Source organism: Mesorhizobium sp. IMUNJ 23033 (genome assembly GCF_044778005.1).
Classification (GTDB): Bacteria; Pseudomonadota; Alphaproteobacteria; order Rhizobiales; family Rhizobiaceae; genus Mesorhizobium; species Mesorhizobium amorphae_A.
In genome coordinates, this window is record NZ_JBJACT010000010.1 from 71,491 (window position 1) to 94,355 (window position 22,865).

General features: G+C 65.2%; 23 protein-coding genes. 19 read left to right on the forward strand and 4 right to left on the reverse strand.

What is annotated here, in order from left to right; genetic code table 11:
• Positions 1-200: 200 nt before the first annotated feature.
• Together ACFX5Q_RS13535 and ACFX5Q_RS13540 are read left to right on the forward strand one after the other, a co-directional pair.
• Positions 201-1,478: a histidine kinase gene (locus ACFX5Q_RS13535; RefSeq protein WP_404278549.1), complete on the forward strand. Its 1,278-nt coding sequence runs from the start codon at positions 201-203 to the stop codon at positions 1,476-1,478.
• Positions 1,478-2,218, forward strand: a complete 741-nt coding sequence (locus tag ACFX5Q_RS13540; protein ID WP_404278551.1) for a response regulator — start codon at positions 1,478-1,480, stop codon at positions 2,216-2,218. Before ACFX5Q_RS13535 ends, ACFX5Q_RS13540 begins: the two co-directional genes overlap by 1 nt.
• Here ACFX5Q_RS13540 and ACFX5Q_RS13545 read toward each other — a convergent pair.
• Positions 2,212-2,562 carry a putative quinol monooxygenase gene (locus tag ACFX5Q_RS13545; RefSeq protein WP_404278553.1) on the reverse strand — a complete coding sequence of 117 codons (351 nt, stop codon included), beginning with the start codon at positions 2,560-2,562 and terminating at the stop codon, positions 2,212-2,214. The genes ACFX5Q_RS13540 and ACFX5Q_RS13545 overlap by 7 nt on opposite strands.
• A 163-nt stretch (positions 2,563-2,725) precedes the next feature.
• Here ACFX5Q_RS13545 and ACFX5Q_RS13550 point away from each other — a divergent pair, with 163 nt between their 5' ends.
• From ACFX5Q_RS13550 to ACFX5Q_RS13600, 11 genes are all read left to right on the forward strand, one after another.
• The gene (locus ACFX5Q_RS13550) at positions 2,726-2,920 is read left to right on the forward strand and encodes a 4-oxalocrotonate tautomerase family protein (protein ID WP_120014410.1); all 195 of its coding nucleotides are present in this window, start codon (positions 2,726-2,728) and stop codon (positions 2,918-2,920) included.
• On the forward strand, positions 2,920-3,810 hold the full coding sequence (locus ACFX5Q_RS13555; RefSeq protein ID WP_404278555.1) for an SMP-30/gluconolactonase/LRE family protein: 891 nt from the start codon (positions 2,920-2,922) through the stop codon (positions 3,808-3,810). Before ACFX5Q_RS13550 ends, ACFX5Q_RS13555 begins: the two co-directional genes overlap by 1 nt.
• 139 nt (positions 3,811-3,949) lie before the next feature.
• Positions 3,950-4,963: an ABC transporter substrate-binding protein gene (locus tag ACFX5Q_RS13560; RefSeq protein ID WP_404278557.1), complete on the forward strand. Its 1,014-nt coding sequence runs from the start codon at positions 3,950-3,952 to the stop codon at positions 4,961-4,963.
• A 49-nt stretch (positions 4,964-5,012) separates the two neighbouring features.
• Positions 5,013-6,476 (forward strand): sugar ABC transporter ATP-binding protein, encoded by a 1,464-nt coding sequence (locus ACFX5Q_RS13565; protein ID WP_404278559.1) that lies wholly within the window; start codon positions 5,013-5,015, stop codon positions 6,474-6,476.
• A 1-nt stretch (position 6,477) separates the two neighbouring features.
• The gene (locus ACFX5Q_RS13570; protein WP_404278561.1) at positions 6,478-7,458 is read left to right on the forward strand and encodes an ABC transporter permease; all 981 of its coding nucleotides are present in this window, start codon (positions 6,478-6,480) and stop codon (positions 7,456-7,458) included.
• Between the two features lie 2 nt (positions 7,459-7,460).
• Entirely contained in the window at positions 7,461-8,408 is a 948-nt protein-coding gene (locus ACFX5Q_RS13575; protein ID WP_404278563.1) for an ABC transporter permease, read from the forward strand.
• 123 nt (positions 8,409-8,531) lie between these two features.
• A complete protein-coding gene (locus tag ACFX5Q_RS13580; RefSeq protein ID WP_404278565.1) occupies positions 8,532-10,604 on the forward strand; it encodes a 3-hydroxyacyl-CoA dehydrogenase NAD-binding domain-containing protein in 2,073 nt (690 codons plus the stop codon).
• A gap of 339 nt (positions 10,605-10,943) precedes the next feature.
• On the forward strand, positions 10,944-11,972 hold the full coding sequence (locus ACFX5Q_RS13585; protein WP_404278567.1) for a BMP family protein: 1,029 nt from the start codon (positions 10,944-10,946) through the stop codon (positions 11,970-11,972).
• A gap of 243 nt (positions 11,973-12,215) precedes the next feature.
• Positions 12,216-13,736, forward strand: coding sequence for an ABC transporter ATP-binding protein (locus ACFX5Q_RS13590; RefSeq protein ID WP_404278569.1), 1,521 nt, complete (start codon positions 12,216-12,218; stop codon positions 13,734-13,736).
• A complete protein-coding gene (locus ACFX5Q_RS13595; protein ID WP_404278571.1) occupies positions 13,736-14,791 on the forward strand; it encodes an ABC transporter permease in 1,056 nt (351 codons plus the stop codon). Before ACFX5Q_RS13590 ends, ACFX5Q_RS13595 begins: the two co-directional genes overlap by 1 nt.
• Complete coding sequence (locus tag ACFX5Q_RS13600; protein WP_404278573.1) at positions 14,788-15,732, forward strand: ABC transporter permease; 945 nt, start codon at positions 14,788-14,790, stop codon at positions 15,730-15,732. Before ACFX5Q_RS13595 ends, ACFX5Q_RS13600 begins: the two co-directional genes overlap by 4 nt.
• Positions 15,733-15,762: 30 nt before the next feature.
• Here ACFX5Q_RS13600 and ACFX5Q_RS13605 read toward each other — a convergent pair whose 3' ends face one another.
• On the reverse strand, positions 15,763-16,530 hold the full coding sequence (locus ACFX5Q_RS13605; protein ID WP_404278575.1) for an SDR family NAD(P)-dependent oxidoreductase: 768 nt from the start codon (positions 16,528-16,530) through the stop codon (positions 15,763-15,765).
• Between the two features lie 294 nt (positions 16,531-16,824).
• Here ACFX5Q_RS13605 and ACFX5Q_RS13610 point away from each other — a divergent pair, with 294 nt between their 5' ends.
• On the forward strand, positions 16,825-16,980 hold the full coding sequence (locus ACFX5Q_RS13610) for a hypothetical protein (RefSeq protein ID WP_404278576.1): 156 nt from the start codon (positions 16,825-16,827) through the stop codon (positions 16,978-16,980).
• Positions 16,981-17,110: 130 nt separating this feature from the next.
• Positions 17,111-18,046 carry an LLM class flavin-dependent oxidoreductase gene (locus ACFX5Q_RS13615; RefSeq protein WP_404278578.1) on the forward strand — a complete coding sequence of 312 codons (936 nt, stop codon included), beginning with the start codon at positions 17,111-17,113 and terminating at the stop codon, positions 18,044-18,046.
• Positions 18,047-18,113: 67 nt separating this feature from the next.
• On the opposite strand, the gene ACFX5Q_RS13620 is transcribed toward ACFX5Q_RS13615, so the two are convergent.
• Positions 18,114-18,791 carry a cysteine hydrolase family protein gene (locus tag ACFX5Q_RS13620; RefSeq protein WP_404278580.1) on the reverse strand — a complete coding sequence of 226 codons (678 nt, stop codon included), beginning with the start codon at positions 18,789-18,791 and terminating at the stop codon, positions 18,114-18,116.
• Positions 18,792-18,803: 12 nt separating this feature from the next.
• On the reverse strand, positions 18,804-19,322 hold the full coding sequence (locus tag ACFX5Q_RS13625) for a TonB-dependent receptor plug domain-containing protein (protein ID WP_404278582.1): 519 nt from the start codon (positions 19,320-19,322) through the stop codon (positions 18,804-18,806).
• Between the two features lie 126 nt (positions 19,323-19,448).
• Between ACFX5Q_RS13625 and ACFX5Q_RS13630 the strand changes: the two genes are divergently transcribed.
• From ACFX5Q_RS13630 to ACFX5Q_RS13645, 4 genes are read left to right on the forward strand one after another with little or no spacing between them, the layout of a single operon-like run.
• A complete protein-coding gene (locus ACFX5Q_RS13630; protein WP_404278584.1) occupies positions 19,449-20,234 on the forward strand; it encodes an ATP-binding cassette domain-containing protein in 786 nt (261 codons plus the stop codon).
• A 17-nt stretch (positions 20,235-20,251) separates the two neighbouring features.
• Positions 20,252-21,211 (forward strand): tonB-system energizer ExbB, encoded by a 960-nt coding sequence (gene exbB, locus ACFX5Q_RS13635; RefSeq protein ID WP_404278586.1) that lies wholly within the window; start codon positions 20,252-20,254, stop codon positions 21,209-21,211.
• A gap of 6 nt (positions 21,212-21,217) precedes the next feature.
• Complete coding sequence (gene exbD / locus ACFX5Q_RS13640; protein WP_404278588.1) at positions 21,218-21,709, forward strand: TonB system transport protein ExbD; 492 nt, start codon at positions 21,218-21,220, stop codon at positions 21,707-21,709.
• Complete coding sequence (locus ACFX5Q_RS13645) at positions 21,706-22,695, forward strand: TonB family protein (RefSeq protein WP_404278590.1); 990 nt, start codon at positions 21,706-21,708, stop codon at positions 22,693-22,695. Before exbD ends, ACFX5Q_RS13645 begins: the two co-directional genes overlap by 4 nt.
• The last annotated feature ends 170 nt before the right edge of the window (positions 22,696-22,865 follow it).

A 22,865-nucleotide genomic window follows, 5' to 3' on the forward strand; every position in this document is an offset into this window, starting at 1 on the left:
TAGACCAGGAGGGGAAGGGTTTTCAATCGTTGCACTGCAAGTTGATCGCCCGCCGCAACGGGAGGCGTCGTTGACAGCGGCATCGGCAAGCGTCCACTATTTCGCCGGCAGGGAGGACTGCAGGCAAACCGGGTATCGGCCGTACGCTGGCAATGGCATCGCTGCGCCCGGTCGATTTGCAGTGATGGCAGGGAGGAACCATGTCGGACGTATCTCCCCAGTTGATCGACCGGTTGGTGGCCATTTCGCGGGCGCTGGCCGGCCATATCGATACCGGCTCGGCATTTCGGGCAACAGCCATCGAAATCGGCACGCTCATTCCGCACGATCACATCGATCTGGCGGTGCTGTTGCAGGATGGACGCCTGCACGCCTGCTACGAAGCCGGCTTCCACACCAGCTGGAGCGAACTGGCGCAGCATCCGGTGGAAGGCAGCCCGATCCGGCGTGTGCTGTGGGGCGAGACGCCCTACCTGTTGTCGGACAACGCGGTTGTCGACCCACGCTTCCACTTCGCGGGAGCGTTCGACGAGCCGATCTTCGCCGCCGAGCTGCGCAGCCGCATCATCGTGCCGCTCAGGGCGCGAGGCAGCATCATCGGCGCCCTCAATATCAGCCGGCACGAGGTCGGCTGCTACACGCTGGCGGACGTGGCGGTCGCCCAGCAATGCGCCGATCTGATCGCGCCCTACATCTTCGCGTTGATCCAGACCGAGGAGGCGCGGCGCGCCATGCTGGCCGAGAGCGAGGCGCGCAACCGTGCCGAGCTTTTGCGGGTCGGAGCCTCGCAGCTGACCGAAGGCATGGAGCGCGAGCGCCGCCGCATGGCCATGGACCTGCACGACCAGACGCTTGGCGACCTCGCCCGCATCGCACGCCAGGTCTCGGCGTTTCGCAGCCAGGGCGTGGCGCGAACCGCCCAGCTTGCCGATCTCGAGCAGGAGATCGCAAGCTGCCTGACCGAACTGCGCCATATCGTCGACGACATGCGGCCGAGCGTGCTCGAACTGTTCGGCCTGCGCGACGCCGTCGAGGCGCATCTCAACCGCAGCGTCGCCAGAGCCAAGCCGCCGATAGCGGTGCGCATCGCCGACACCAGCGACGGCAGCGCCGACAGCCTGTCGGAGACGATGCGCACGGCGCTCTACCGGATCGTCCAGGAAGCGATCAACAATGCGGTGCGCCATGCAGCTCCTGGCCGTATCGAGGTGCTTCTGACATCGACCGAAAGCGTGTTCAGGGTCATCGTCACCGACGATGGCCATGGCTGCGGCGCGGTCGATCCGGCCGCCCAGGGCGGCATCGGCCACATGCATACGCGGGCCGCCCTTGTCGGGGCGCGGCTGCGTTTTGAGCCGGCGAGCCGCAAGGGTGGCACGCGCGTGGTCATCGAGGTCGACCGCGAGCCCGCCTTGGGCAAGGCCCAGGCAACGCCTGCCGCAATGCCCGGGGAACCGGCCGTGCCGGAGGTGGTGTGATGCTGGTGATGATTGCGGAGAACGACGGGCTGCACCGCACCTTCGCGCGCCGCACCGTCGAGCAGCTATGGCCGGGCGACGTCGAAGTGATCGAAGCCGGCGACGGCGCGGACGCAATCAGCCTGGCGGCCGAGCGCGAGCCGCCGCATGTCGTGCTCGACCTGCAGCTGCCCAAGGCGACGGGGATCGAGGTGGCGCGCGCGATCTGGAGCCGCCGCGCCGGCACACACATCCTGTTCTGGTCGAATTTCGCCGACGAGGCCTATGTCAGGGGCGTGGCGCGCATCGTGCCGCCCGGCTCGGTCTATGGCTATGTGCTGAAATCGGCGACGGAAGAGGGCATGCGTTCGGCCCTGCGCGGCGTGTTCCGCGAAGGCCACTGCATCATCGACCGCGAGATCCGTGGCATCCAGCACCGCGTGCAGGACCGCTTCGAAGGCATCACCGACGGTGAATATGAGAGCCTGATCGACATCGCGCTGGGTCTCACCGATCGGGCCATCGCGGCGCGGCGGGGCCTGTCGATCCGTGGCGCGCAGAGTCGCATCAAGCATGTCTACGACAAGCTCGGCATCGTGCCGCCGGAGGAGGGCGCCAGCGAGGCCTCCGTCTTCAACTCGCGCACGCGGGCGATCTATCTTGCCATGGCGCGCGGCCTGATCAACATCGACGCGCTGCGCCGCGAGCAGGACCGGCTCGACGCCTGGCTGGCGCATGCGCCGCCGCAGCAGGATCAGTGATCCTTTCCGTTTGAGTGTTCGCCGCTCTTTGCTGCAAGAGCAATCGGCTCGGTTTCGATCAGCCGAAGGGATCTTACCATGTCGGCCGTTTGCGTCTTGTATTTGAGAAAGTGCGGGGTGGTCAGATGGGCTTGGTAGGCGAGCGGGTCGGCGTAACACTCGATGACGCGCACCGCTGAAGGCGCGCCCTTTACCGACACGGCGTAAAGGAACAACACGCCGGGCTCGCGCTCTACAGACGTTGCGATCTCTTCGGCAAGCAAGGCCTTGAATTCATCGATTTGATCAGGGTCGATCTCCAATTCCGCTATGCGGACGATTGGATCGATGCGAGGCTGTGCCATTATCAGTTCCCTTGCTGTTTTGGGGACGCTACCCGGGTGTGGCCGCGCCTTGATAGCGGCAAGTGTGCAAACGCACAGTCGTCGTTGCGCTTTGACCGGTATCGCGCCACCAAGGCCGTGACTAGGCTCAGCCCCACAACAAGAAAATATCGGGGAAGCGCTCATGCCGTTCGTCAACATACGGATACTCGAGGGCCATTCGCAAAAGCGCAAGGACGAGATATCGCGCCGCGTCACCGAGGCAATCAGCGAGGTCGCGGAACTGCCCAGGGAAGCGATCTGGGTGGTGTTCGAGGACGTCGCGGCCAGCGACTGGTTCGTCGGCGGCACGGCCGTCGGAAAGCCGAAGAGCCAATAATGCCGATATCGGCGAGAGCCCGCCATTCCGGCTTCGGCGATGTCGTCGGCAACGCCGCCATGGAACGGCTTGCGACCGGCTTCAGCTTCACCGAGGGGCCGGTATGGCACCCCTATGAGAAATGGCTGGTGTTTTCCGACATTCCGGAAAGCCGCATGTACCGCCGCCTTGTCACGGGCGAGATCGAACCGTTCCGCGATCCGAGCCACAAGGCCAATGGCAATACGCTGGATCGTCAGGGGCGGCTGGTCACCTGCGAGCATGCGACAAGCCGTGTCACCCGCGCCGAGCCGAATGGCTGCGTGAGCGTGCTGGCAACGCATCATGGCGACAGGGAGCTCAACAGCCCGAACGATGTCGTCGTCGCCACGGGCGGGGCGATCTACTTCACCGATCCGAGCTTCGGGCGGATGGAATTCTACGGCGTGCCGCGTCGCCAGGAGCTGGCCTTCCAGGGCGTCTACCGCATCGACGGCGACGGCGCCCGGCTGACGCTGCTTGCCGACGATTTTGTGCAGCCGAACGGGCTCTGCTTTTCGCTGGACGAGTCGCGCCTGTTCATCAACGATACCGAGCGCGGCCATATCAGGGTGTTCGGCGTGGAAGCGAACGGCGACCTGAATGGCGGCGCCGTTTGGGCCGTGACCGAGGGCAGCGAGCCCGGTACGCCCGACGGGATGAAGATCGACAGCCGCGGCAATCTCTATTGCACCGGCCCGGGCGGCATCCATGTCTTCGACGCATCGGGCGACCTTCTGGGTGTCATACGCACGCCGGAATACTGCGCCAACTTCACTTTCGGCGACGAGGATCTGAGGAGCCTTTACATCGCCGCGTCGACTTCGCTTTACCGGCTAAGGGTTCGCGTGCCGGGACTGAGGCTGTTTTGAGCGCGTTGGCGCTCAATTCGGGACGGCCGCCGATCCAAGGTCCGGCGGCAGCGATGCCAAGGCATCGTGGCATGGAGGTGTGCCGGACGCGCTCCGGCAGGAATTGCAGCAGTCAACAACATCTGGGAGGATTTTTGAGATGAAGAAACTACTCGTTCTGAGCGCTCTGGCGGCGATGCTCGCCTCGGGCACGGCGCTAGCCGACACAAGCGGCAAGAAGATCGCCTTCTCCAACAATTATGCCGGCAATTCGTGGCGCCAGGCGATGCTCGACAGCTACGGCATCGTCACCAAGAAGGCGGTCGAGGACAAGGTGGTCGCGGCCGCAGACATCTTCACCACGGCCGACAAGGAAGTGCCGACTCAAGCCGCCCAGGTGCAGAACCTCATCCTGCAGGGTTATGACGCCATCGTCATCAATTCCGCCTCGCCCGATGCGCTCAACGGCGCCATCAAGCAGGCCTGCGACGCCGGCATCGTCGTCGTGTCCTTCGACGGCATCGTCACCGAGCCCTGCGCCTACCGCGTCGTCGTCGACTTCAAGGACATGGGCAGGCAGGAAGTCGAGCAGATGGCCAAATTCCAGCCCAAGGGCGGCAATTTGCTGGAAATCCGCGGCTTGGCCGGCACCTCGATCGACGATGCCATCCATGCCGGCATCCTCGAAGGCGTCGCCGCCCATCCCGAGTTCAAGATCGTCGGTTCGGTTACCGGCGACTGGGACCAGACCACGGCGCAGAAGGCCGTCGCGACCATCCTGCCGTCGCTGCCCGACATCGTCGGCATCGTCGACCAGGGCGGTGACGGCTATGGCGCCGCCCAAGCCTTCGCCGCCGCCGGCAAGCCGCGCCCGACCATCATCATGGGCAACCGCCAGGACGAGCTGAAGTGGTGGAAGGAACAGAAGGACAAAGACGGCTACCAGACCTGGTCGGCGTCGATCGCGCCCGGTGTCTCCTCGCTCGCCTTCTGGGTGGCGCAGCAGGTGCTCGACGGCCGCAAGGATATCCCGCACGACCTGCTCGTGCCCTATCTGGCCTTTACCCAGGACGATTTCGAAGCCGCGCTGCCGAAGATCAAGGAGGGTGGCGTCGCCACGCACGAATACACGCAGGAAGACGCGATGGCGGCGATCAAAGCCAACATCAAGTGATGGCAGAACAGACGTTGCCGTTCGCATCGCCAACCGGATATCGTTGAGCATGCCTCATGCAAACGCGGACATCATCAGACTGGACGGCGCCGAAAAACATTTCGGCGCCGTCCGCGCCCTTAGCGGGGTCGATTTTTATGTAGGCGCCGGCGAATGCGTCGGTCTCGTGGGCCATAACGGCGCCGGCAAGTCGACGCTCATGCATATGGTGGCCGGCACGCTGGTGCCCGACAGCGGCAAGATCGTGGTGCGCGGGGCCAGCGAGGACAACTTTTCGGTGCCGCGCGCACAGCAACTCGGCATACGCTGCGTGTTCCAGGAGCTGTCGCTCTGTCCGAACCTCAGCGTCGCCGAGAACACGCGCATCAACCACCCGTCGCTCAGCGGCTTCGGCTGGCGGCGCAAGGCGGCCGACCTGATCGCCGCCAAGCTCGACGAGATTTTTCCGGACCACGGCATTTCCGCCTTCGACATCGCCGGCGACCTTTCCATCGGTAGGCGGCAGATGGTGGAGGTGGCGCGTGCCTTCACGCTGACGCAGGATCCGCTCGAGCTGGTCATCCTCGACGAGCCGACCTCCTCGCTCGACGCGCATACGGCCGGCCAGCTGCTTGCCTTCGTGCGCCGCTTCGTTGCCGGCGGCGGCAGCTGCATCCTGATCTCGCATGTGCTGGGCGAGGTGCTGCAGAATGCCGACCGCATCGTGGTGATGCGCGACGGCAAGGTCGTCGCCGCAGACGCGGCAAAGTCCTTCGACCGCGACAGGCTGGTCACCGCCATGGGCGGCGCCGAGGGACATCAGAAGGCAGCGACCGAGACCGCTAAGACCGAGGCCGGCCCGTTGCGGGTCCGCGCACGCCCCACGCGGCAGCAGGACGGCAAGGAGCTTGTCGCACATGCCGGCGAGATCATCGGCCTGGCCGGGCTCGCCGGTCATGGGCAGACGGACCTGCTGCTGGCGATCTTTACCGCCGCCGGGCGCGCCAAGGCCGGCATCGAAGTGACCGCGCCGGTGGCGCTGGTGGCCGGTGACCGCCAGTCGGACGGCATCTTTCCGCAATGGTCGATATCGGAAAACATCGGCATCCGATCGCTGGCGCGGCTGCGCAGCGGGTTCTTGATCTCGCCGCAGCGCGAGGCGGAGCTCGCCGATTTCTGGCAAAAGAAGATCGGCATCCGCACCCCTGACATGAGCAACAACATCTTCTCGCTGTCCGGCGGCAACCAGCAGAAGGCTCTGTTCGCGCGGGCTCTGGGCTCCGATGCAAGAATCGTGCTCATGGACGATCCGATGCGCGGCGTCGACATCGGCACCAAGCTCGAAGTCTACGACCTCGTGCGCGAAGAGGCTAGGCGCGGCCGCACCTTCCTCTGGTACACAACCGAAACCGAAGAGCTCGACAATTGCGACCATGTCTATGTGTTCAAGAACGGCCGGATCGTCGCCAATCTGAGGCGCGACGAGCTGACGGAGGAAAAGATCATCCAGTCTTCGTTCGGCGATGCGGCCTGAGATGACAGCGGCGGCCATCGAAAACCAGCTCAAGGGCGCTTCGACGCGCAACGCGGCGGCGCGGGCGCGCATGCTGCGCAGCCTTTTGCCGGCGCTGTCGCTGGCGCTTGTGCTTTTGGCCATCGCCTGGCTCAACCCGCGCGCCATCAGCTATTTCGGCTTCAGCCTGATGCTGAACCTGGCGATCCCGATCGCCCTGGCGACGATCGCGCAGATGTTCGTCATCGCCGGCAACGAGCTGGATCTGTCGATCGGCACTTTTGTCGGCTTCGTCGGCTGCGTCACTGCGACATGGCTGAAGGATGCGCCATTGCTCGGAATCGCAGTGCTTGCCGGCTCGATCGGCGTCTACGCGCTGCTCGGCGCACTGATCCATCTGCGCAATCTGCCGTCGATCGTGGTGACGCTCGGCATGAGCTTCGTCTGGCAGGGGCTTGCCATCCTCATCCTGCCGAAGCCCGGCGGCAAGGCGCCCGATTGGCTGCTGTCGCTGATGGCGTTCAAGCCGCCTTTCATCCCCTTCCCGATCATCGCCGCGCTGCTGATCGCGGCGGTCGTGCATTTCGGCCTGATGCGCACCTCCTACGGCGTCATCCTGCGTGGCTCGGGCGGCAACGCGGCAGCACTCAAGCGCGCCGGATGGTCGCTGCTCAAGACCAAGACCGTGCTGTTCGCGCTGACCGGCCTGTTCGGCGTGCTCTCCGGCATGGTGCTGATCGGCATCACAACATCGGCCGATGCCAATATCGGCAACGGCTATACGCTGCTTGCGATCGCCGGCGTCATCCTCGGCGGCGGCGAATTCGTTGGCGGCCGGGTGTCGCCGATCGGCGCGGTGCTCGGCGCGCTGACGCTGGCGCTCGCCGCCTCGCCGCTGCTCACCTTCATGCACATCCCGCCCGACTGGCAGGTGGCCGCCAATGGCGCCATCCTCATCATCGTGCTTGCGGCCCGCGTGCTGATCAGCCGCAGGGAGAGGTGACGATGGCCTCGTTGCAGACGCTCATCGCAAAGCCCTGGATATGGTCCTTCATTGGCGCGGCTCTGGTGTGGCTGGCGACGGTCGCCTTCACCGGCGGTTATGGCGGCGGCGGCATGATCACGGCCGCACTCTCGCTCGCCGTCTTCACCGTCATCGTCGGCGTCGGCCAGATGTTCGTCATCACGCTCGGGCCGGGCAATGTCGACCTGTCGCTGCCGGCCAATATCGGCCTCGCCAGCGCGGTGGCCATGAAGGTGATGGACGGCAATGATGCGATGATCGTCGTCGGGCTGCTGGCGGCGCTCGCCTGCGGCATGGCGGTCGGCGCCGCCAACTATCTCCTGATCTGGGCGCTGCGCATTCCGCCGATCATCGCCACGCTGTCGGCCAGCTTCATCATCCAGTCGATCGACATCAGCTATGGGCGCGGGCTGCAGATCAAGCCACCGCCGGGTTTCGCCGATTTCACCAACTGGCAGGTCCTAGGCATCCCGGTGCTGGCGATCCTCACGGTGCTGTTCACCATAGGTGCAGCGATTGCGCTGCAACGCATGATCTATGGCCGCTCGGTGCTGGCGATCGGCCAGAACATCCGGGCCGCCTGGCTGGCCGGCGTCAATGTCGGGCGCGTCCGCTTCCTCACCTATACGCTGTCGGGCATGCTCGGCGGCCTCGACGGCGCACTGCTCGCCGGCTACTTCCGCGGCGCCAATGTCGACATCGGCAACGAGTACCTTTTGGCCTCGATCGCCGTCGTCGTCATCGGTGGTACGTCGGTGGCCGGCGGCAAGGCCAATGTGCCGGGCGTGTGGGGCGCGGCGCTGTTCCTGGTGCTGCTGCTCACCATGCTCAACACATTCGGCGTCAGCGCCGGCGTGCGTCTGCTGCTGACCGGGCTGATCATCGTCGGGGTGATTACAGTCGCGGGCGGGCAGAAGGCACTGCGCTGAGGACAGGCGGCTCCCACTGATCCAGCGCCGGGAGAATACCGGCCCTGCCGGAAATCCGGTTCCCATCCGGATATCGGCCCTGTAAACCCCGCGGGCGCGGTTCGCACTTGCTGGAGGTTCGTCTTGTCCGATTTCGTCAGCGTTGCAAGGGACGGCGATGTCGCGGTCGTCACCATCGACAATCCGCCGGTCAACGCCATGAGCTTCCACGTGCGCGAGCCTCTTCACCAGGCGCTGGCCGCACTGCGCGACGATCCTACCGTCGCGGCCATCGTGATTGCCTGTGCCGGGCGGACTTTTGTTGCCGGCGCCGACATCACCGAATTCGGCAAGCCGGTGCAGCAGCCGGAGCTGCGCGCCGTCATCGCGCTGCTGGAGACCATCGCCAAGCCGACGGTCGCCGCCATTCACGGCACCGCGCTTGGCGGCGGGCTGGAACTGGCGCTCGGTTGCCATTTCCGCGTCGCCGACAGCAATGCGAAACTCGGCCTGCCGGAAGTAAAACTCGGCTTGCTGCCGGGTGGCGGCGGCACGGCACGGCTGCCGCGCCTCGTCGGCGCGGAGAAGGCGCTCGGCATGATCGTCTCGGGGGCGCCGATCGGTGCTGCCGAAGCGCTTGAGGCGGGCCTGGTCGATGCGGTGTTCGATGGCGATCTTCTTGCGCAAACAGTTCGTTTCGCCAGCGAAATGGTCGTCAAAGGCGGGCCATTCCTGCCCGTGCGTAACCGCAACGATCGTCTGGGAAAGACCGATCTCGCCGCCTTCGACAGGCAGGCGACGGAGTTGGCCAAGAAGGCGCGGGGCCTCGAAGCCCCGATCGCCTGCGCGCAGGCGGTCCGCAACGCGATTTCGCTGTCCTTCGACGAAGCGCTGGCGGCGGAGCGCGAACTGTTCCTGAAACTCGTTGCCGGTGATCAATCGCGCGCGCAGCGGCATCTGTTCTTTGCTGAGCGTGAGGCGGCAAAGGGTTCCGGCAAGGATGCTTTTTGGCGCAAGATCGCCCAGGTCGGCGTCATCGGCGCCGGCACGATGGGCGGCGGCATCGCCATGGCGTTCGCCAATGGCGGTTTTCCCGTGACCTTGCTGGAAACCAGCCGCAAGGCGCTGGATCGTGGGCTGGCGACCATCGACAAGAACTATGCCGTTTCCGTTTCGCGTGGCTCGCTCAGTGAAGAGGCCAGGCAGCAGCGGCTCGACCTGTTCAAAGGCAGCACCGACTATGCCGACCTTGCCGATTGCGACCTGATCGTCGAGGCGGTGTTCGAGGAGATGGCGGTCAAGCAGGAGGTGTTCGGCAAGCTCGACGCGGTGGCCAGGGCCGGCGCGATCCTAGCCACCAACACCTCCTATCTCGACGTCAACGCCATCGCCGCCGCGACGTCGCGGCCGCAGGATGTCGTCGGCCTGCATTTCTTTTCGCCGGCCAATGTCATGAAGCTCTTGGAAATCGTGCGCGCCGAAAGGACCGCGCCGGACGTGCTGGCGACCGTCGTCGAACTGGCGCGGCGGATCGGCAAGGTGCCTGTGGTCGTCGGCGTCTGCCATGGTTTCGTCGGCAACCGCATGCTGGCCGCGCGCGGTGCGGAGTCCGAGGCGCTGCTGCTGGAAGGTGCGACGCCCAGCCAGATCGACCGTGTGTTCACCGATTTCGGCTGGCCGATGGGGCCGTTCCAGATGGGCGATCTCGCCGGCCTCGACATTGGCTGGCGCAACCGCAAGGCGCGCGGGCTGACGGCCGTGATCGCCGATGCGCTGTGCGAACAGGGGCGTTTCGGCCAGAAGACCGGCAGCGGTTTCTATCGCTATGAGAACGGTTCTCGCACGCCGGTTCCCGACCTGGAGGTTGAAGCGCTGATCCGCGCCAAGGCGGCCGAAAAAGGCATCGCGGCGCGCGCGATCGACGCAGACGAGATCATCGAACGCACGCTCTATCCGCTGGTCAACGAAGGCGCCAAGATCCTCGAGGAAAAGATCGCGGCCCGCGCGTCCGACATCGATGTCGTCTGGGTCAACGGCTACGGCTTTCCGGTCGGCAAGGGCGGGCCGATGTTCTGGGCCGGGCTCGAAGGGGGCGACAAGATCGTCGAGCGCCTCGACCATTGGCACGAGCGGACCGGCAAGGATGTCTTCAAGCCGGGGCGCCTGCTCAGGCGCATGGCCGAGACCGGTTCGTGGGAAAGTGCAGTCGGCCGATAGCGAGCCATCCAGAACGAGCGCTGGCGTTCCTTCGCGCCCCCCTCTGTCCTGCCGGACATCTCCCCCACAAGTGGGGAGATTGGCAGCTTCGCCGATGGCGCCGCTTTTTGTGACGTTGGAGATTGGCGAGAGCATTGGCGACATCCGATCTCCCCCCTCGTGGGGGAGATGTCCGGTAGGACAGAGGGGGGCGCTGTCCCACCAACGCTTCTCAAGTTCAACATCATAAAAGCCAAATTTGACCACGTGGACAAAACTCAGGCGCCGTTCCATAGTTCCCTGTCGGACATTCCTGAGAACAGCCGGCTCGACACGGCTGTCAACCAGAGGGGCATTTCCATGAAAAACGACAACTGCAAAATCCAATCGAAACGCGAGGGTTTATCGCGACGCAACGTGCTGGAACTGGGCGCACTTGGCCTGGCTGCCGCCATGCTGCCGGGCAATGCCTTCGCCAAGGACAAACTGAAGGTGGCGGCGATCTTCGCCACGCCGATCGAGGAGCCGTGGGACAACCAGATCCACGTCGCCTTGCAGAAGGCCGAGAAAGAGCTCGGCATCGAGTACAAATGGTCGGAAAAGGTGCAGACCGCCGACTTCAGCCGCGTCATGCGCGAATATGCGCAAGGCGGCTACCAGCTGGTGCTGGGCGATGCCTTCGCCGCCGAGCGTGAATCGCGCCGTACCGCCAAGCAGTTTCCGAAGACCGCCTGGCTGTTCGGCTCGGGCGCCGGGCCGGCGGAACCCAATTTCGGCGTCTTCGACAACTGGATCCATGAGCCGGCCTATCTCTCCGGCCTGATCGCCGGCAAGATGTCGAAATCGGGCACGATCGGCGCCGTGGCGGCGATGGGCATTCCGGAAGTGAACCGGCTGGTCAACGCCTTCTTTGCCGGCGCCAGGGAGGTCAATCCGAACATCAAGAAGAAGGTTGCCTTCATCGGTTCCTTCTTCGATCCGCCGAAGGCGAAGGAAGCCGCGATCGCCCAGATCGATGCCGGCGTCGACGTGATCTATGCCGAGCGCTTCGGCGTCATCGAAGCGGCGGTGGAGAAGAAGATCCTCGCCATCTCCAACATGTCCGACCAGTCGAGCCTCGGCCCCGACACGGTGATCACCGGGCCGGTCTGGAACATGTATCCGACCGTCGAACAGGCGATCAAACTGGTCAAGGCCGGCGTCTTCACCGCGCAGGACTATGGTGATTTCTCGCGCATGGCCAAGGGCGGTTCCTCTTTGGCGCCATACCACAAATTCGACAAGACGTTGCCGGCGGAGGTCAAGGATCTGGTCGAAAAGAAGAAGACCGAAATCCTCGAAGGCAATTTCCGCGTCGACGTGGACGAGAACACGCCGGTTTCGGATTGAGGTTCTGCTTTTTGGGGGTGGATGCCTGCCCGCCCTTCTGTCCTGCCGGACATCTCCCCCTCGAGGGGGGAGATTGGCAGCTTCGTCGGCGGCGCTACCTTGATGGCGAACGGTTAGCGAAAGCCGACGTGACATCCGATCTCCCCCCCTTGAGGGGGAGATGGCCGGCAGGACAGAGGGGGTGCAGCGCATTCCCATCCAGTCAAAGCTGAATCATAAAGCCAGTTCCGATCGGAGTTGCCCTTGCCCGCCCCTCTCATCGAAATGCGCGGCATCACCAAGAGCTTCGGCGCCGTCAAGGCGAACGAGGCCGTGGATCTCAGTGTGGCGCCGGGCGAAATCCTCGGCTTGCTGGGCGAGAACGGTGCCGGCAAGACGACACTGATGAACGTGCTGTTCGGCGCCTATGCGCCCGACGCCGGCGAGATTCTTATCCAGGGCCAGCCGGTGCGGATCAACAGCTCGGCCGATGCGCTCGCCGCCGGCATCGGCATGGTGCACCAGCATTTTCACCTCGCGCCGCGGCTGTCGGTGCTGGAAAACCTGTTGATCGGCATTCCCGGCAAGTCCGGCCGGATCGATCGCGCCGGCGGACTGGCGCGGCTCAACGAAATCGGCCGGCAGCACGGGCTGACGCTCGATCCCGACCTCCCGGTGTCGGCTTTGTCGGTCGGCGAACAGCAGCGGCTGGAAATCGTCAAAGCGCTGTTTCGCGGCGCGCGGCTCTTGATCCTCGACGAGCCGACAGCGGTGCTGGCGCCGACGGAGGTCGACGGGCTGTTTGCGGCGCTGCGTTCGATGGCCGCGCAAGGACTCGGCATCATCTTCATCTCGCACAAGCTCAACGAGGTGCGGGCGCTGACGCATCGCTGCGTGGTGCTGCGGCATGGCCGTGTCGCGGGGCGTGTCGATACGCCGGCCACGACCACTTCATCCGAGATGGCGCAACTGATGTGCGGCCACGAGATCGTGCCGCCGGCCAGGGGGCCGTCGACACCGGGTGCGGCGGTGCTCACCCTCGACGGCATTTCGACGTCAGGTCATTCAGGTACGGTGCTGCGCGGCGTCTCGCTCGCGGTCCGTGCCGGCGAGATCCTCGGCATTGCCGGCGTCTCCGGCAACGGCCAGCGGGCGCTGGCCGATGTGATCTCAGGCGTGCTCATACCGGACGCCGGCCAGATGACGATAGCCGGCAAAGCAGTGTCGCGGTTCTCGCCGCGCGAGGTGCAGACGCTCGGTCTCGGGCGCATCCCGGAGGACCGCATGACGACCGGGCTGGTCACCAATCTGCCGCTCGCCGATTCCATGGTGCTGCCGCGCATCGGCACCGAAGCCTTCAGCCGCAAGGGGCTGCTCAAGCCCGATGCGATCCGCGCCTTCACTGAGGAACAGATCAAAGTGTATGACATTCGTTGCCCCGGGCCGATGACGCGTGCCAGGGCGCTGTCCGGCGGCAATCTGCAGAAGGCGCTGTTGGCGCGCGAGCTTGCCTTCGACCCAAAAGTGCTGATCGTGTCGCAGCCGACACGCGGCCTCGACATAGGTGCCGCCCGTTTCATCCACGAAAAGTTCTTGGACATGCGGGCCAAGGGCTGCGGCATCATCGTCATCGGCGAGGATCTCGAGGAACTGCTGATGCTCTGCGACCGCATCGCGGTGATGTATGAGGGCCGCATCGCCGGCACGCTGGACAGTGCGGACGCCACCGTGGCGCGGCTCGGCCTGCTGATGACCGGGGCCGGGCAGGCAGAGGAGGCGGCCTGATGTTTCGCCTCGAAGCCCGCACCTCGACGCCCGCCTGGTTCAATCTGGCCCTGCCGCTGCTGGCGATCGGGGCGACACTCATCCTGTGCAGCGGCCTCATTGCGCTGGCCGGCGCCGGCGTCGTCGAAGCCTATGGCGTGATGTTTTCGGCCTCGCTCGGCGACAGCTACGCCATCACCGAAACGCTGGTTCGGGCAACACCGATGATCTTCACCGGACTTGCCGTGGCGATCGCCTTCCGCGCAAAATTCTGGAACATTGGCGCCGAGGGGCAGTTGCTGGCGGGTGCGGTGGCTAGCTGCGCCGTCGGCGCCATCCCTATGCCGGGGCCGCTCGCCATGCTCTTGATGGCGCTGGCGGGTGCTGCCGCTGGTGCCGCGGTGGCGCTGGTGCCGGCGACGCTCAGGGTGAAATTCAAGGTCGACGACGTGGTCAGCTCGCTGCTGCTCAACTCGGTCATCTTCTACGCCCTGATGGCGCTGATCGAGGGGCCGTGGAAGGACAGTTTCAGCGGCTATCCGATCTCGCCGCCGATCGAGGATTCGGCGAACTTCCCGGTGCTGCTCGAAGGCACGCGGCTGCATCTCGGCGTGGTGGCGGCGCTGGTCGCGGCACCCTTGATCTGGTTCCTGATCGTGCGCACGACGCTCGGCTTCCGGATCCGGGTCACCGGCGAAAACCCCGAGGCGGCGCGCTATGGCGGCATCCATGTCGAACGCGTGCTGATCTCGACCGCGCTGCTCTCCGGTGCGCTGGCCGGGCTGGCCGGGGTCGGCGAGGTCGGCGGCGTGCATTTCCAGGTGATGAGCGACATCTCGCCGGGCTACGGCTATTCCGGCATCGTCGTCGCCATGCTGGCGAGACTCAATCCGCTCGGCGTGGTGCCGGCGGCGATCTTCCTTGCCGCCGTCATGACCGGCGCCGAGGCGATGTCGCGGGCGACCGGCGTGCCGGCTTTCCTCAGTGATGTCATCCAGGGCACGGCGCTGCTTGCCATGTTGGTGGCGCTGCTGTTCACCGCCTATCGCCTCCGCCGCGTCGGAGCTGCGCGATGAGCGCGGTGTTCGAACAGATCTTTCAGGTCGGCTTCCTCGGCGCGATTATCCGCATCGCTACGCCGCTGGCCTTTGCGACGCTCGGCGAAATGTTCTCCGAGCGGGCCGGCGTGCTCAATCTCGGTATCGAAGGCATCATGCTGCTATCGGCGATGACCGGCTTCACCGCCACCAGCCTGAGCGGCAGCTTGTGGCTGGGCGTGCTGGTCGCGGTGCTGACAGGCATGCTGATGGGGGCGCTGCATGCGCTGTTTACGGTGGCGCTCGGCCTCAGCCAGCATGTCTGCGGCATCGGCGTGACGCTGTTCTGTTCAGGGCTAGCCTATTTCCTTTATCGGTTGATCTTCGGCCAGCAATCGGTGCCGCCGAACATCAAGGGTTTTCAGACGCTGCCAATCCCGGTTCTCTCGGACATCCCGGTGCTCGGACCGGCGGTGTTCAACCAGTTCTCGCTGGTCTACATGGCGATCATCGCCATCCCGCTTGCCGCCTTCGTGCTTTACCGCACGCCCTGGGGCCTGTCGGTGCGCATGGTCGGCGAAAATCCGCGCGCTGCCGATTCTGCCGGCGTCGGCGTCATTGCCACGCGTTTCCAGGCCGTCATTCTCGGCGGCGCCTTGATGGGCCTGGCCGGGGCCTTCCTGTCGATGGCGCAGTTCAACGCCTTCACCTTCGGCGTCGTCTCCGGGCGCGGCTGGGTGGCGATCGCGCTGGTGGTGTTCGGCCGCTGGGACCCGTGGCGCTCGGCGGGCGCCGCGCTGCTGTTCGCCTTCGTCGACGCCTTGCAACTGCGCATGCAGGCGAGCGGGCTCGGCCATATCCCCTATGAAGCGTTCCTGATGCTGCCCTTCATCTTCACCATCGTCGCCATGGCGGTGATGTCGCGCAATGCAGTGGCGCCTTCAGCGCTGCTCAAGCCGTTTCGACGCGAGGAGCGCTGACAGCCCGAGCGGCTGCCAGCGCTCCGCTTCTCACATCGCGGTAAAGCCGTTGTCGACGAACAGATGCGCGCCGGTGACGAAGCTCGACTCGTCGCTGGCCAGATACAGCGCGGCCTTCGCCACCTCTTCCGGCTCGCCGATGCGGCCCTGCTGCGCGGCGAGTGCCGCATCGGAAACATCGACGCCGAGTTTTCCCAGATCGGCGACCTCGCGCATCCCGTGCGGTGTCCGGATGAAGCCTGGGCAGACCGCGTTGCAGCGGATGTTGCGGTCGCGGAATTCGACGGCAATCGCACGCGCGAACATGTGGCAGGCGCCCTTGGTGGTGTCGTAGAGCACTTCCATCGGCGTCGCCGCTACCGCCGAGATCGACGAGGTGCAGACGATCGAGCCGCCGCCGGCTGATATCATGCCGGGCAGCACGGCGCGCGTCATCAGGAACATCGAGCGCACATTGACGGCATGCAGCCAATCCCATTCCTGAACTGTCGTCTCCAGGAAGGGCTTTATCACGATGGTGCCGGCATGGTTGAACAGCACGGTGACCGGGCCGAGTTTTTCGCCAGCGCCCTTCACCGCGGCCTCGACCTGCGCTTCGTCGGAAACATCGGCGACGAAATGCTCGGCGACATGGCCACGCGCCCGGATCGCGGCGGCGGTGGCGGCTGCCGCTTCGCCGTTGCGGTCGATGATCGCCACCTTGGCGCCTTCCGCCGCGAACAGCTCCGAGGCCGCCCCGCCCATTCCCGTCGCGCCGCCTGAAACGATGGCGACCTTGCCCGCCAGTCTTTCGCCCATGCTTTTTCTCCCATGCCCCGGTTTGGTCGTTTCACTTTGCCGTCTGCGATGATGCTATCCTTCAAGCACCGGGTGGCCAATGCCTGAAACAGGACAGAAAGGCGAGGGCATAGGCCGTTCGAGGTCAGAAGCGCATGCCGCCGCTTCGGGCCGATCAATCGCGATGACGCGGCTCTCAGCAAAGCGGAACCAATTTTCCCGTCGATTGGAGAAAATCGTTCCAACAATCGCCAAAAAATAGCACTCGACAAAGTCTACTGATTTTATAGATTAACCGGCGAGACGGAGGTCGATATGTCCTATATCCAGAACGCTCAGACTGATCGCAACGGCCAGAGGCTGGTCAATGGCCAGGCCTTTCGCCCGGCCTATGCGGGCGCCTTCGCCTATCTCGTTTTCGCTCTTGCGTTCGTGTTCACCGGGGCAGTCGTTCTCGGCCTTATTCCCTGAGTTAGGGGTGGCGGCCTACCGCCTTCAATCCGAGTTTGAAAAACCTGATCGCGGTGCGCTTTCGTGCGCCCGGGTGATGGATTTCGGATTCGCCGCATCAGCTATTCCCAACGTGATGGAGGAGATGGCAATGCCGATCGAGTTCACGCATGTTCCCGGTAAAACGCAGGACGCCAGTTTTTTCTATGATTTCGTCGAGACCGCGAACAAGCTCTCGCTGGTCGAGGATGCCGGCTTCAGGAAGATCGTCGTCGACGATCAGGCCGGCCTTTTGACCAATATGGACATTGCCGCCCAGACGCTGGACCGCACCTCGTCGCTCGAAGTGGTGCTGACACATTGGGCCGGCGTCATCGAGCCGACGGTGGCGGCGCGGCAACTGGCGGCGCTGGATGTCAAAAGCGGCGGCCGGCTGTCGCTCAGGATGCTCAGTGAGCCGCTCAGCGACGACGATGCCGAGGCGCGTCCGGTCGGCCACACTGTGGTCTGGCAACGCATTGACGAATATCTGGTCTTGCTGAAGCGGCTGTGGTCGAACGACAGGCCTTTCGACCATGAAGGCGCCTTCTACAGCGTCAAAGGCGGCTACGTCCCGCGCAAGGGGCCGCACTGCGTGACCATCCGCATGGGCGGACAGTCCGGAACCGCGCTCAAGGTTGCCGGGCGGCATGCGGATGTCTTCGAATTGGCCGCCGGCTCGCTGGACGAGGTTAGGCTGCTGATGCAGCGCGTGCGCAGTGCTGCTGCCGAACACGGGCGCGCCGGCAAGGTGCGGTTCGCGCTGCCGGTTCGGATTCGTTCCGAAGGCAAGGCCGCCGCCACCGATCACAAGGCGATCGAGGTTTCAGGTCCGCCGGGGCAGATCGCGCTTTCGCTGCTGCCCTATGCGGCCCTGGGTGTAAATGAGTTCATGATCGCCGGCATCGACCGGCCACGCGAGATCGCCACGGTCGGCCGCGAAACGGCGACGCTGCTCAGTAACACGCTGGCGCGCCGCGAGGCCGAGATGCCGCAGCCGGAGGCGTTTGTATCGCGCGCTGTTCCGGAAGTTCGCGCGGCGGGCTGAGCTGTGCAGAAGAGAGCCCTTCTGTAGCGATCCTTCACCAGAGGCGTGTGAAGGATCGCTACCGTTTTCATTCTCTCGCCTTCCCAGACAGCCGCGACAGCGCCGCCAGCACAGCACTTGAATCCGCCAGCGCCCCAAAGACGCCGTCCTCGACCGTGATCATGTGCAGCGCTGCCTCATGCGCGTATCTGTCGCCGCTGGCGCAGGCGTCCGAAATCGTCAGGCACTGGAAATTCCGATCGCAGGCCTCGCGCAGCGTTGTGTGCACGCAGACATCGGTCGTGCATCCCGAAAACAAGAGATGCGTGATGCCCTGCGAGCGCAGGACAAGTTCCAAATCTGTATAGGTGAAGGCGCCGTTGCAGGTCTTGTCGACGATGATGTCCTGAGGTGCGATGTCGATCTCTGGCACGATCTGGAAGCCGGAACCGGATCGCAGCAGGATGTCGGTGCCGTCGAGGCCGGCGCGCTTGCGGCGCCATTTTTCGTACGGCGTCATGTCGGCCATGTCGGCCCGATAGCCTTGCCTGGTGTGGATGATCCTGAGGCCGGCCGCGCGTGCTGCCGCGATCAGCCGGCTAACCGTCGGCAAGATGGCGCGCAGTGGAGCCGGGTCGTAGCCCTGTTTGGCAAAATAGCCAGTCGTCGACAGGAAATCCTGTTGCAGGTCGATGACGATGAGGGCGGTGTTTTCCGGCACCAGCCTGCCGTCATAGGGGAAATCGAACGGTGTCGCCTTGATCATGTGCCGCTTGCCTCACGCTTGCTGCCCATCATCGTGGTCGGGGAAGGCGCCGCCGTCCACCCTCTCAGTCGCCGATGCCAGGTGCTGGGCGTCATGCAGGCGCCGGTAGATGCCGCGCAGCTGCAGACCGAGACCGCGATTGTCGGCGCCGTAGAGATTGCCGGTGGCGCCGGGGATGTAGCGCAGCGCATCGTTCAGGCTGTTGACGGCTTGGGCTTCCATCTGGTCCTTGGTGATGACCGATATCGACTGCGGCGTCTCAATCAGCGGCGTGTCGGTCTTGGTGCCGGTCGAGCCTTGTTTGGCGACATAACCGTCGACCGGCCCGAAGGCGTTGTCGACGCGTTCCTGCACCTGGATCGGGTCGAGATTGGTCGCCTCCTGCGCGAAAGCCCGACCGCCGCCGAAGAGCGCAACCAGCGATATGGCCGCCGCAGGCAGGCTTCGTCCGCCCCGAAATGTTCCACGAGCAGAAACAGCCGCGCCAACCCCCGGAACTTGCCCGATTTCGACGTGCCGCCCGTGCGTCACGACATTTTTGTTGATTCAAAAAGTCATCTTCAGAGTTGACTAGTAAACTCATGTTTCATAGGCAATGGTTGCCGGGAACCGGATGCTGGGACCTGCGCAAGCCGGAGTTGCAGAAAGGCCGAAAGCGTGGCTGGAGTTCAAACTGCCTTCCGTATCGAAGCGGTGCGTTTCGCCGTCGGCGAGCGGACCCTGCTCGGCCCGGTCTCGCTCGAACTCGAGCGTTCGCGCGTCTACGGACTGATCGGCCACAATGGGTCGGGCAAGTCGACGCTCATCAAGCTTCTGGCGCGCCAGCAGCCGGCAAGTGCCGGCGCGATCAGCTTCGCCGAGCGGCCGCTGGCCGGATGGGGCGCGCGCGAATTGGCGCGTGCGCTGGCCTACCTGCCGCAGACGACGCCGGCGGCGACCGGCCTCACCGTGCGCGAACTGGCGACGCTCGGGCGCTATCCCTGGCATGGCGCGCTCGGCCGCTTCGGCCATGAGGACAAAAGGCATGTCGAGGAGGCGCTGGCGCTGACCGACATGGCCGGTTTCGCCGACCGGTTGGTGGACGAACTGTCCGGCGGCGAGCGCCAGCGCGCCTGGCTCGCCATGCTGGTGGCGCAGAATGCCGGCGTCATGCTGCTCGACGAGCCGATCTCGGCGCTCGACATCGCGCATCAGGTCGAAGTGCTGCGCCTCGTCAAGGATCTCAGCCGCAAACGCGACCTTTGCGTCGTCGTCGTGCTGCACGATCCCAGCATGGCGGCGCGCTACTGCGACGAGCTGATCGCGCTGAAGGACGGCCGGCTGCTGACCCGCGGCACGCCCGGCGAGATCATGCAGGGCGACGTGCTCAAGGGTATTTTCGGCGTCGAGATGGGGGTGTTTGCGCATCCCGTCACCGGCCAGCCGATCGGTTACGTGCAATGACAAAGCGAGGACGAAGCGTGTCCAGAACTGGTTTGTTGGCGGCGCTGGCCGCATCGGTCGTCCTGTCGACCGGCGCAGTCGTGGCGCAGGAACAGCCGGCAACGCCGGCTCCGGCAGTACAGGCCCCGGTAACCCAGGCCCCGGCGGCACAAGCGCCCTCCGCGCCCGCCGCAAATGCGCCGGCCGCAGCCGCGCCGGCGGAGCCGCAGCCAGGCGTTCAGCCGGCACCGCCAGCGGCAGGAGCAGAGCCGTCGACGGTGATCTCGCTGACGCTGCCACACGACCTGTCGCCCTGGGGCATGTTCATGGCCGCCGACATCATCGTCAAAGCGGTGATGATCGGGCTTGCCTTCGCGTCTTTTGTCACCTGGACGATCTGGCTGGCCAAGTCGCTGGAGATTTTTGGCGGCAAGCTGCGCGCGCGCCGCGCGGCCAACGCCATCGGCAATGCCGCGACGCTGATGCAGGCCGGGCGTGCGCTCGGCCACAACAACGGCCCCGGCGCCCTTCTGGTGCGCGCAGCCGAGGAAGAGGCGGCGCTTTCGGCCGGCGCGCTCAATCACGTCTCGGGCGAGGGCCTGAAGGAGCGCGTCACGTCCCGCCTGGCGCGTATCGAGGCGGCCGCGGCGCGGCGCATGTCGCGCGGAACCGGCCTGCTGGCGACGATCGGCTCGACCGCGCCTTTTGTCGGCCTGTTCGGCACAGTCTGGGGCATCATGAACGCCTTCATCGGCATCTCGCAGGCGCAGACCACCAATCTGGCGGTCGTGGCGCCCGGCATCGCCGAGGCGCTGCTCGCCACCGCCATGGGCCTGGTGGCGGCAATCCCGGCGGTGGTCATCTACAACGTCTTTGCGCGATCCATAGCCGGCTACCGGCAGATCCTTGCCGATGCCTCGGCTGGCGTCAAGCGGCTGGTCAGCCGCGACCTCGATTTCCGCACCGTGCCGCCGGCAAGTGCCATGGCAGCGGAGTAAGCAGCCATGGCGGCTAGAATTCGCGAAACGGCAAGCGACGATCTCGAGGAAAGCCACGAGATCAACGTCACGCCGTTCATCGACGTCATCCTGGTGCTGCTGATCATCTTCATGGTCGCGGCACCGCTGGCGACGGTCGATGTCAATGTCGACCTGCCCGGCTCGACCGCGACGCCGGCGCCGCGGCCCGAGACGCCAATCTTCCTGACGCTGAAAAGCGATCTCACCCTGGCGATCGGCAATGACAGCGTGCCGCGCCCCACCTTAGCCGCCGTGCTCGACGGCAGGACCAAGGGCGACAAGCAGACGCGCATCTTTCTGCGCGCCGACAAGACGGTCGGCTATGGCGATCTGATGGAGGTGATGAACCTTCTGCGCGGCGCCGGCTATCTCAAGATCGCGCTGGTCGGGCTGGAGACATTGCCCGCCGCCGATGCCACCGCGCCGGCCACGAGCGGAAGTCCGGCGCCGGCGCCAAACGGCAGCCCAGCCCAATGACTGAAGCCGCCGCCCTGCCCAGGATCGATCCGCCGCGCTTCAGCGTGCGCACGGCTGGCCTGTGGGCAGGCGCGGCAGCTCTGGTTCTGGTCGCGCATGTGGCGGTCGCCTATGCCGTGCAGAATTTCAGCCTGACCGAGATGTCGGATGGCGGGCCGCCACCGGCACTGGCGATCGAAATGTCGCCGATGGTGATCGCACCCGCCGTTCAGGAAGAGACGCCGATGTCGGATGTGGTGACGCCCGACCAGGCCGATCCAGTTGAGGAGACCATCGCCGAGGTGAAGCCGGTGACCGAGCCGACACCGGAGCCGGTCGTGGAAGATGCGGAGCCGGTCGCCGAACAGCCGGTCGAAGCCGAAGAGGCCACGGCGCCCGAGCCGGCGGAGCCGACGGTTGCAGCGCTGAGCGAGCAGCCGCCACCACTCGAAGAGGTCGTGCCCGACATCGTCGAGACGGTCGCGCCCGACGTGGTCATCCCGCTGCCGCAGCCGAAGCCGATCCAGACGGAAGTCAAGGCGAACAAGCCGGTCGAAGCGAAGAAGACGACGGAAAAGAAGCCTGTCGAAAAGCCGAAACAGCGCAAGAAGAAGGAGAAGGCAGCACCGCCCAAGACGGTGACGACTGCCAGCATCGACGCCAAGGCTGCGGCCAAGGCCGCCGCGCCAAAGTCGTCCGATGGGGCGCCGCGGTCGAGCGTCAGCCCGTCGCGGTGGAATGCCAGCCTGGCGGCGTGGATCCGGCGGCACACGCGCTACCCGAGCGCGGCAAAATCCAGACGGGCCGAAGGCACCCCGAACGTGACCTTCATCGTCGACGCGTCCGGCAGAGTGGTCTCTGCTCGGCTTGCCCGCTCGTCGGGCGACGCCGATCTCGACCGCGCGGCGCTCAGCGCGCTGAAGGGCGCCACGGTGCCCACGCCGCCGGCGGAGCTCGGTGCGCGCGTCACCCGCACGGCGCCTTTCGTTTTCAGCCTGCGCGACTAGCTGGAAATCCCTCCAGCCAGCCGGCGCGCCATGCAATCACTTTCGCGCTTGACTGACCGACGGGACGGAATAGGCTGATCCACGAAAATACCGGCCTTGGTCGCCGGGCGGCAAGAATGCCTCGTATGCCTCTCCCACCGGGTCGAGGCTGCGGGGCATTGTCATTTGGG

What these genes read in the sequence shown, in the direction of transcription:
- ACFX5Q_RS13555 (WP_404278555.1), top strand. Translation starts at nt 2,920, where the DNA reads ATGCCGATATCGGCGAGAGCCCGCCATTCCGGCTTCGGCGATGTCGTC.
- ACFX5Q_RS13565 (WP_404278559.1), top strand. Translation starts at nt 5,013, where the DNA reads ATGCCTCATGCAAACGCGGACATCATCAGACTGGACGGCGCCGAAAAA.
- ACFX5Q_RS13585 (WP_404278567.1), top strand. Translation starts at nt 10,944, where the DNA reads ATGAAAAACGACAACTGCAAAATCCAATCGAAACGCGAGGGTTTATCG.
- ACFX5Q_RS13570 (WP_404278561.1), top strand. Translation starts at nt 6,478, where the DNA reads ATGACAGCGGCGGCCATCGAAAACCAGCTCAAGGGCGCTTCGACGCGC.
- ACFX5Q_RS13605 (WP_404278575.1), bottom strand. Translation starts at nt 16,530, where the DNA reads ATGGGCGAAAGACTGGCGGGCAAGGTCGCCATCGTTTCAGGCGGCGCG.
- exbD (WP_404278588.1), top strand. Translation starts at nt 21,218, where the DNA reads ATGGCGGCTAGAATTCGCGAAACGGCAAGCGACGATCTCGAGGAAAGC.
- ACFX5Q_RS13575 (WP_404278563.1), top strand. Translation starts at nt 7,461, where the DNA reads ATGGCCTCGTTGCAGACGCTCATCGCAAAGCCCTGGATATGGTCCTTC.
- ACFX5Q_RS13615 (WP_404278578.1), top strand. Translation starts at nt 17,111, where the DNA reads ATGCCGATCGAGTTCACGCATGTTCCCGGTAAAACGCAGGACGCCAGT.
- ACFX5Q_RS13540 (WP_404278551.1), top strand. Translation starts at nt 1,478, where the DNA reads ATGCTGGTGATGATTGCGGAGAACGACGGGCTGCACCGCACCTTCGCG.
- ACFX5Q_RS13560 (WP_404278557.1), top strand. Translation starts at nt 3,950, where the DNA reads ATGAAGAAACTACTCGTTCTGAGCGCTCTGGCGGCGATGCTCGCCTCG.
- ACFX5Q_RS13550 (WP_120014410.1), top strand. Translation starts at nt 2,726, where the DNA reads ATGCCGTTCGTCAACATACGGATACTCGAGGGCCATTCGCAAAAGCGC.
- ACFX5Q_RS13600 (WP_404278573.1), top strand. Translation starts at nt 14,788, where the DNA reads ATGAGCGCGGTGTTCGAACAGATCTTTCAGGTCGGCTTCCTCGGCGCG.
- ACFX5Q_RS13610 (WP_404278576.1), top strand. Translation starts at nt 16,825, where the DNA reads ATGTCCTATATCCAGAACGCTCAGACTGATCGCAACGGCCAGAGGCTG.
- ACFX5Q_RS13545 (WP_404278553.1), bottom strand. Translation starts at nt 2,562, where the DNA reads ATGGCACAGCCTCGCATCGATCCAATCGTCCGCATAGCGGAATTGGAG.
- ACFX5Q_RS13620 (WP_404278580.1), bottom strand. Translation starts at nt 18,791, where the DNA reads ATGATCAAGGCGACACCGTTCGATTTCCCCTATGACGGCAGGCTGGTG.
- ACFX5Q_RS13645 (WP_404278590.1), top strand. Translation starts at nt 21,706, where the DNA reads ATGACTGAAGCCGCCGCCCTGCCCAGGATCGATCCGCCGCGCTTCAGC.
- ACFX5Q_RS13535 (WP_404278549.1), top strand. Translation starts at nt 201, where the DNA reads ATGTCGGACGTATCTCCCCAGTTGATCGACCGGTTGGTGGCCATTTCG.
- ACFX5Q_RS13595 (WP_404278571.1), top strand. Translation starts at nt 13,736, where the DNA reads ATGTTTCGCCTCGAAGCCCGCACCTCGACGCCCGCCTGGTTCAATCTG.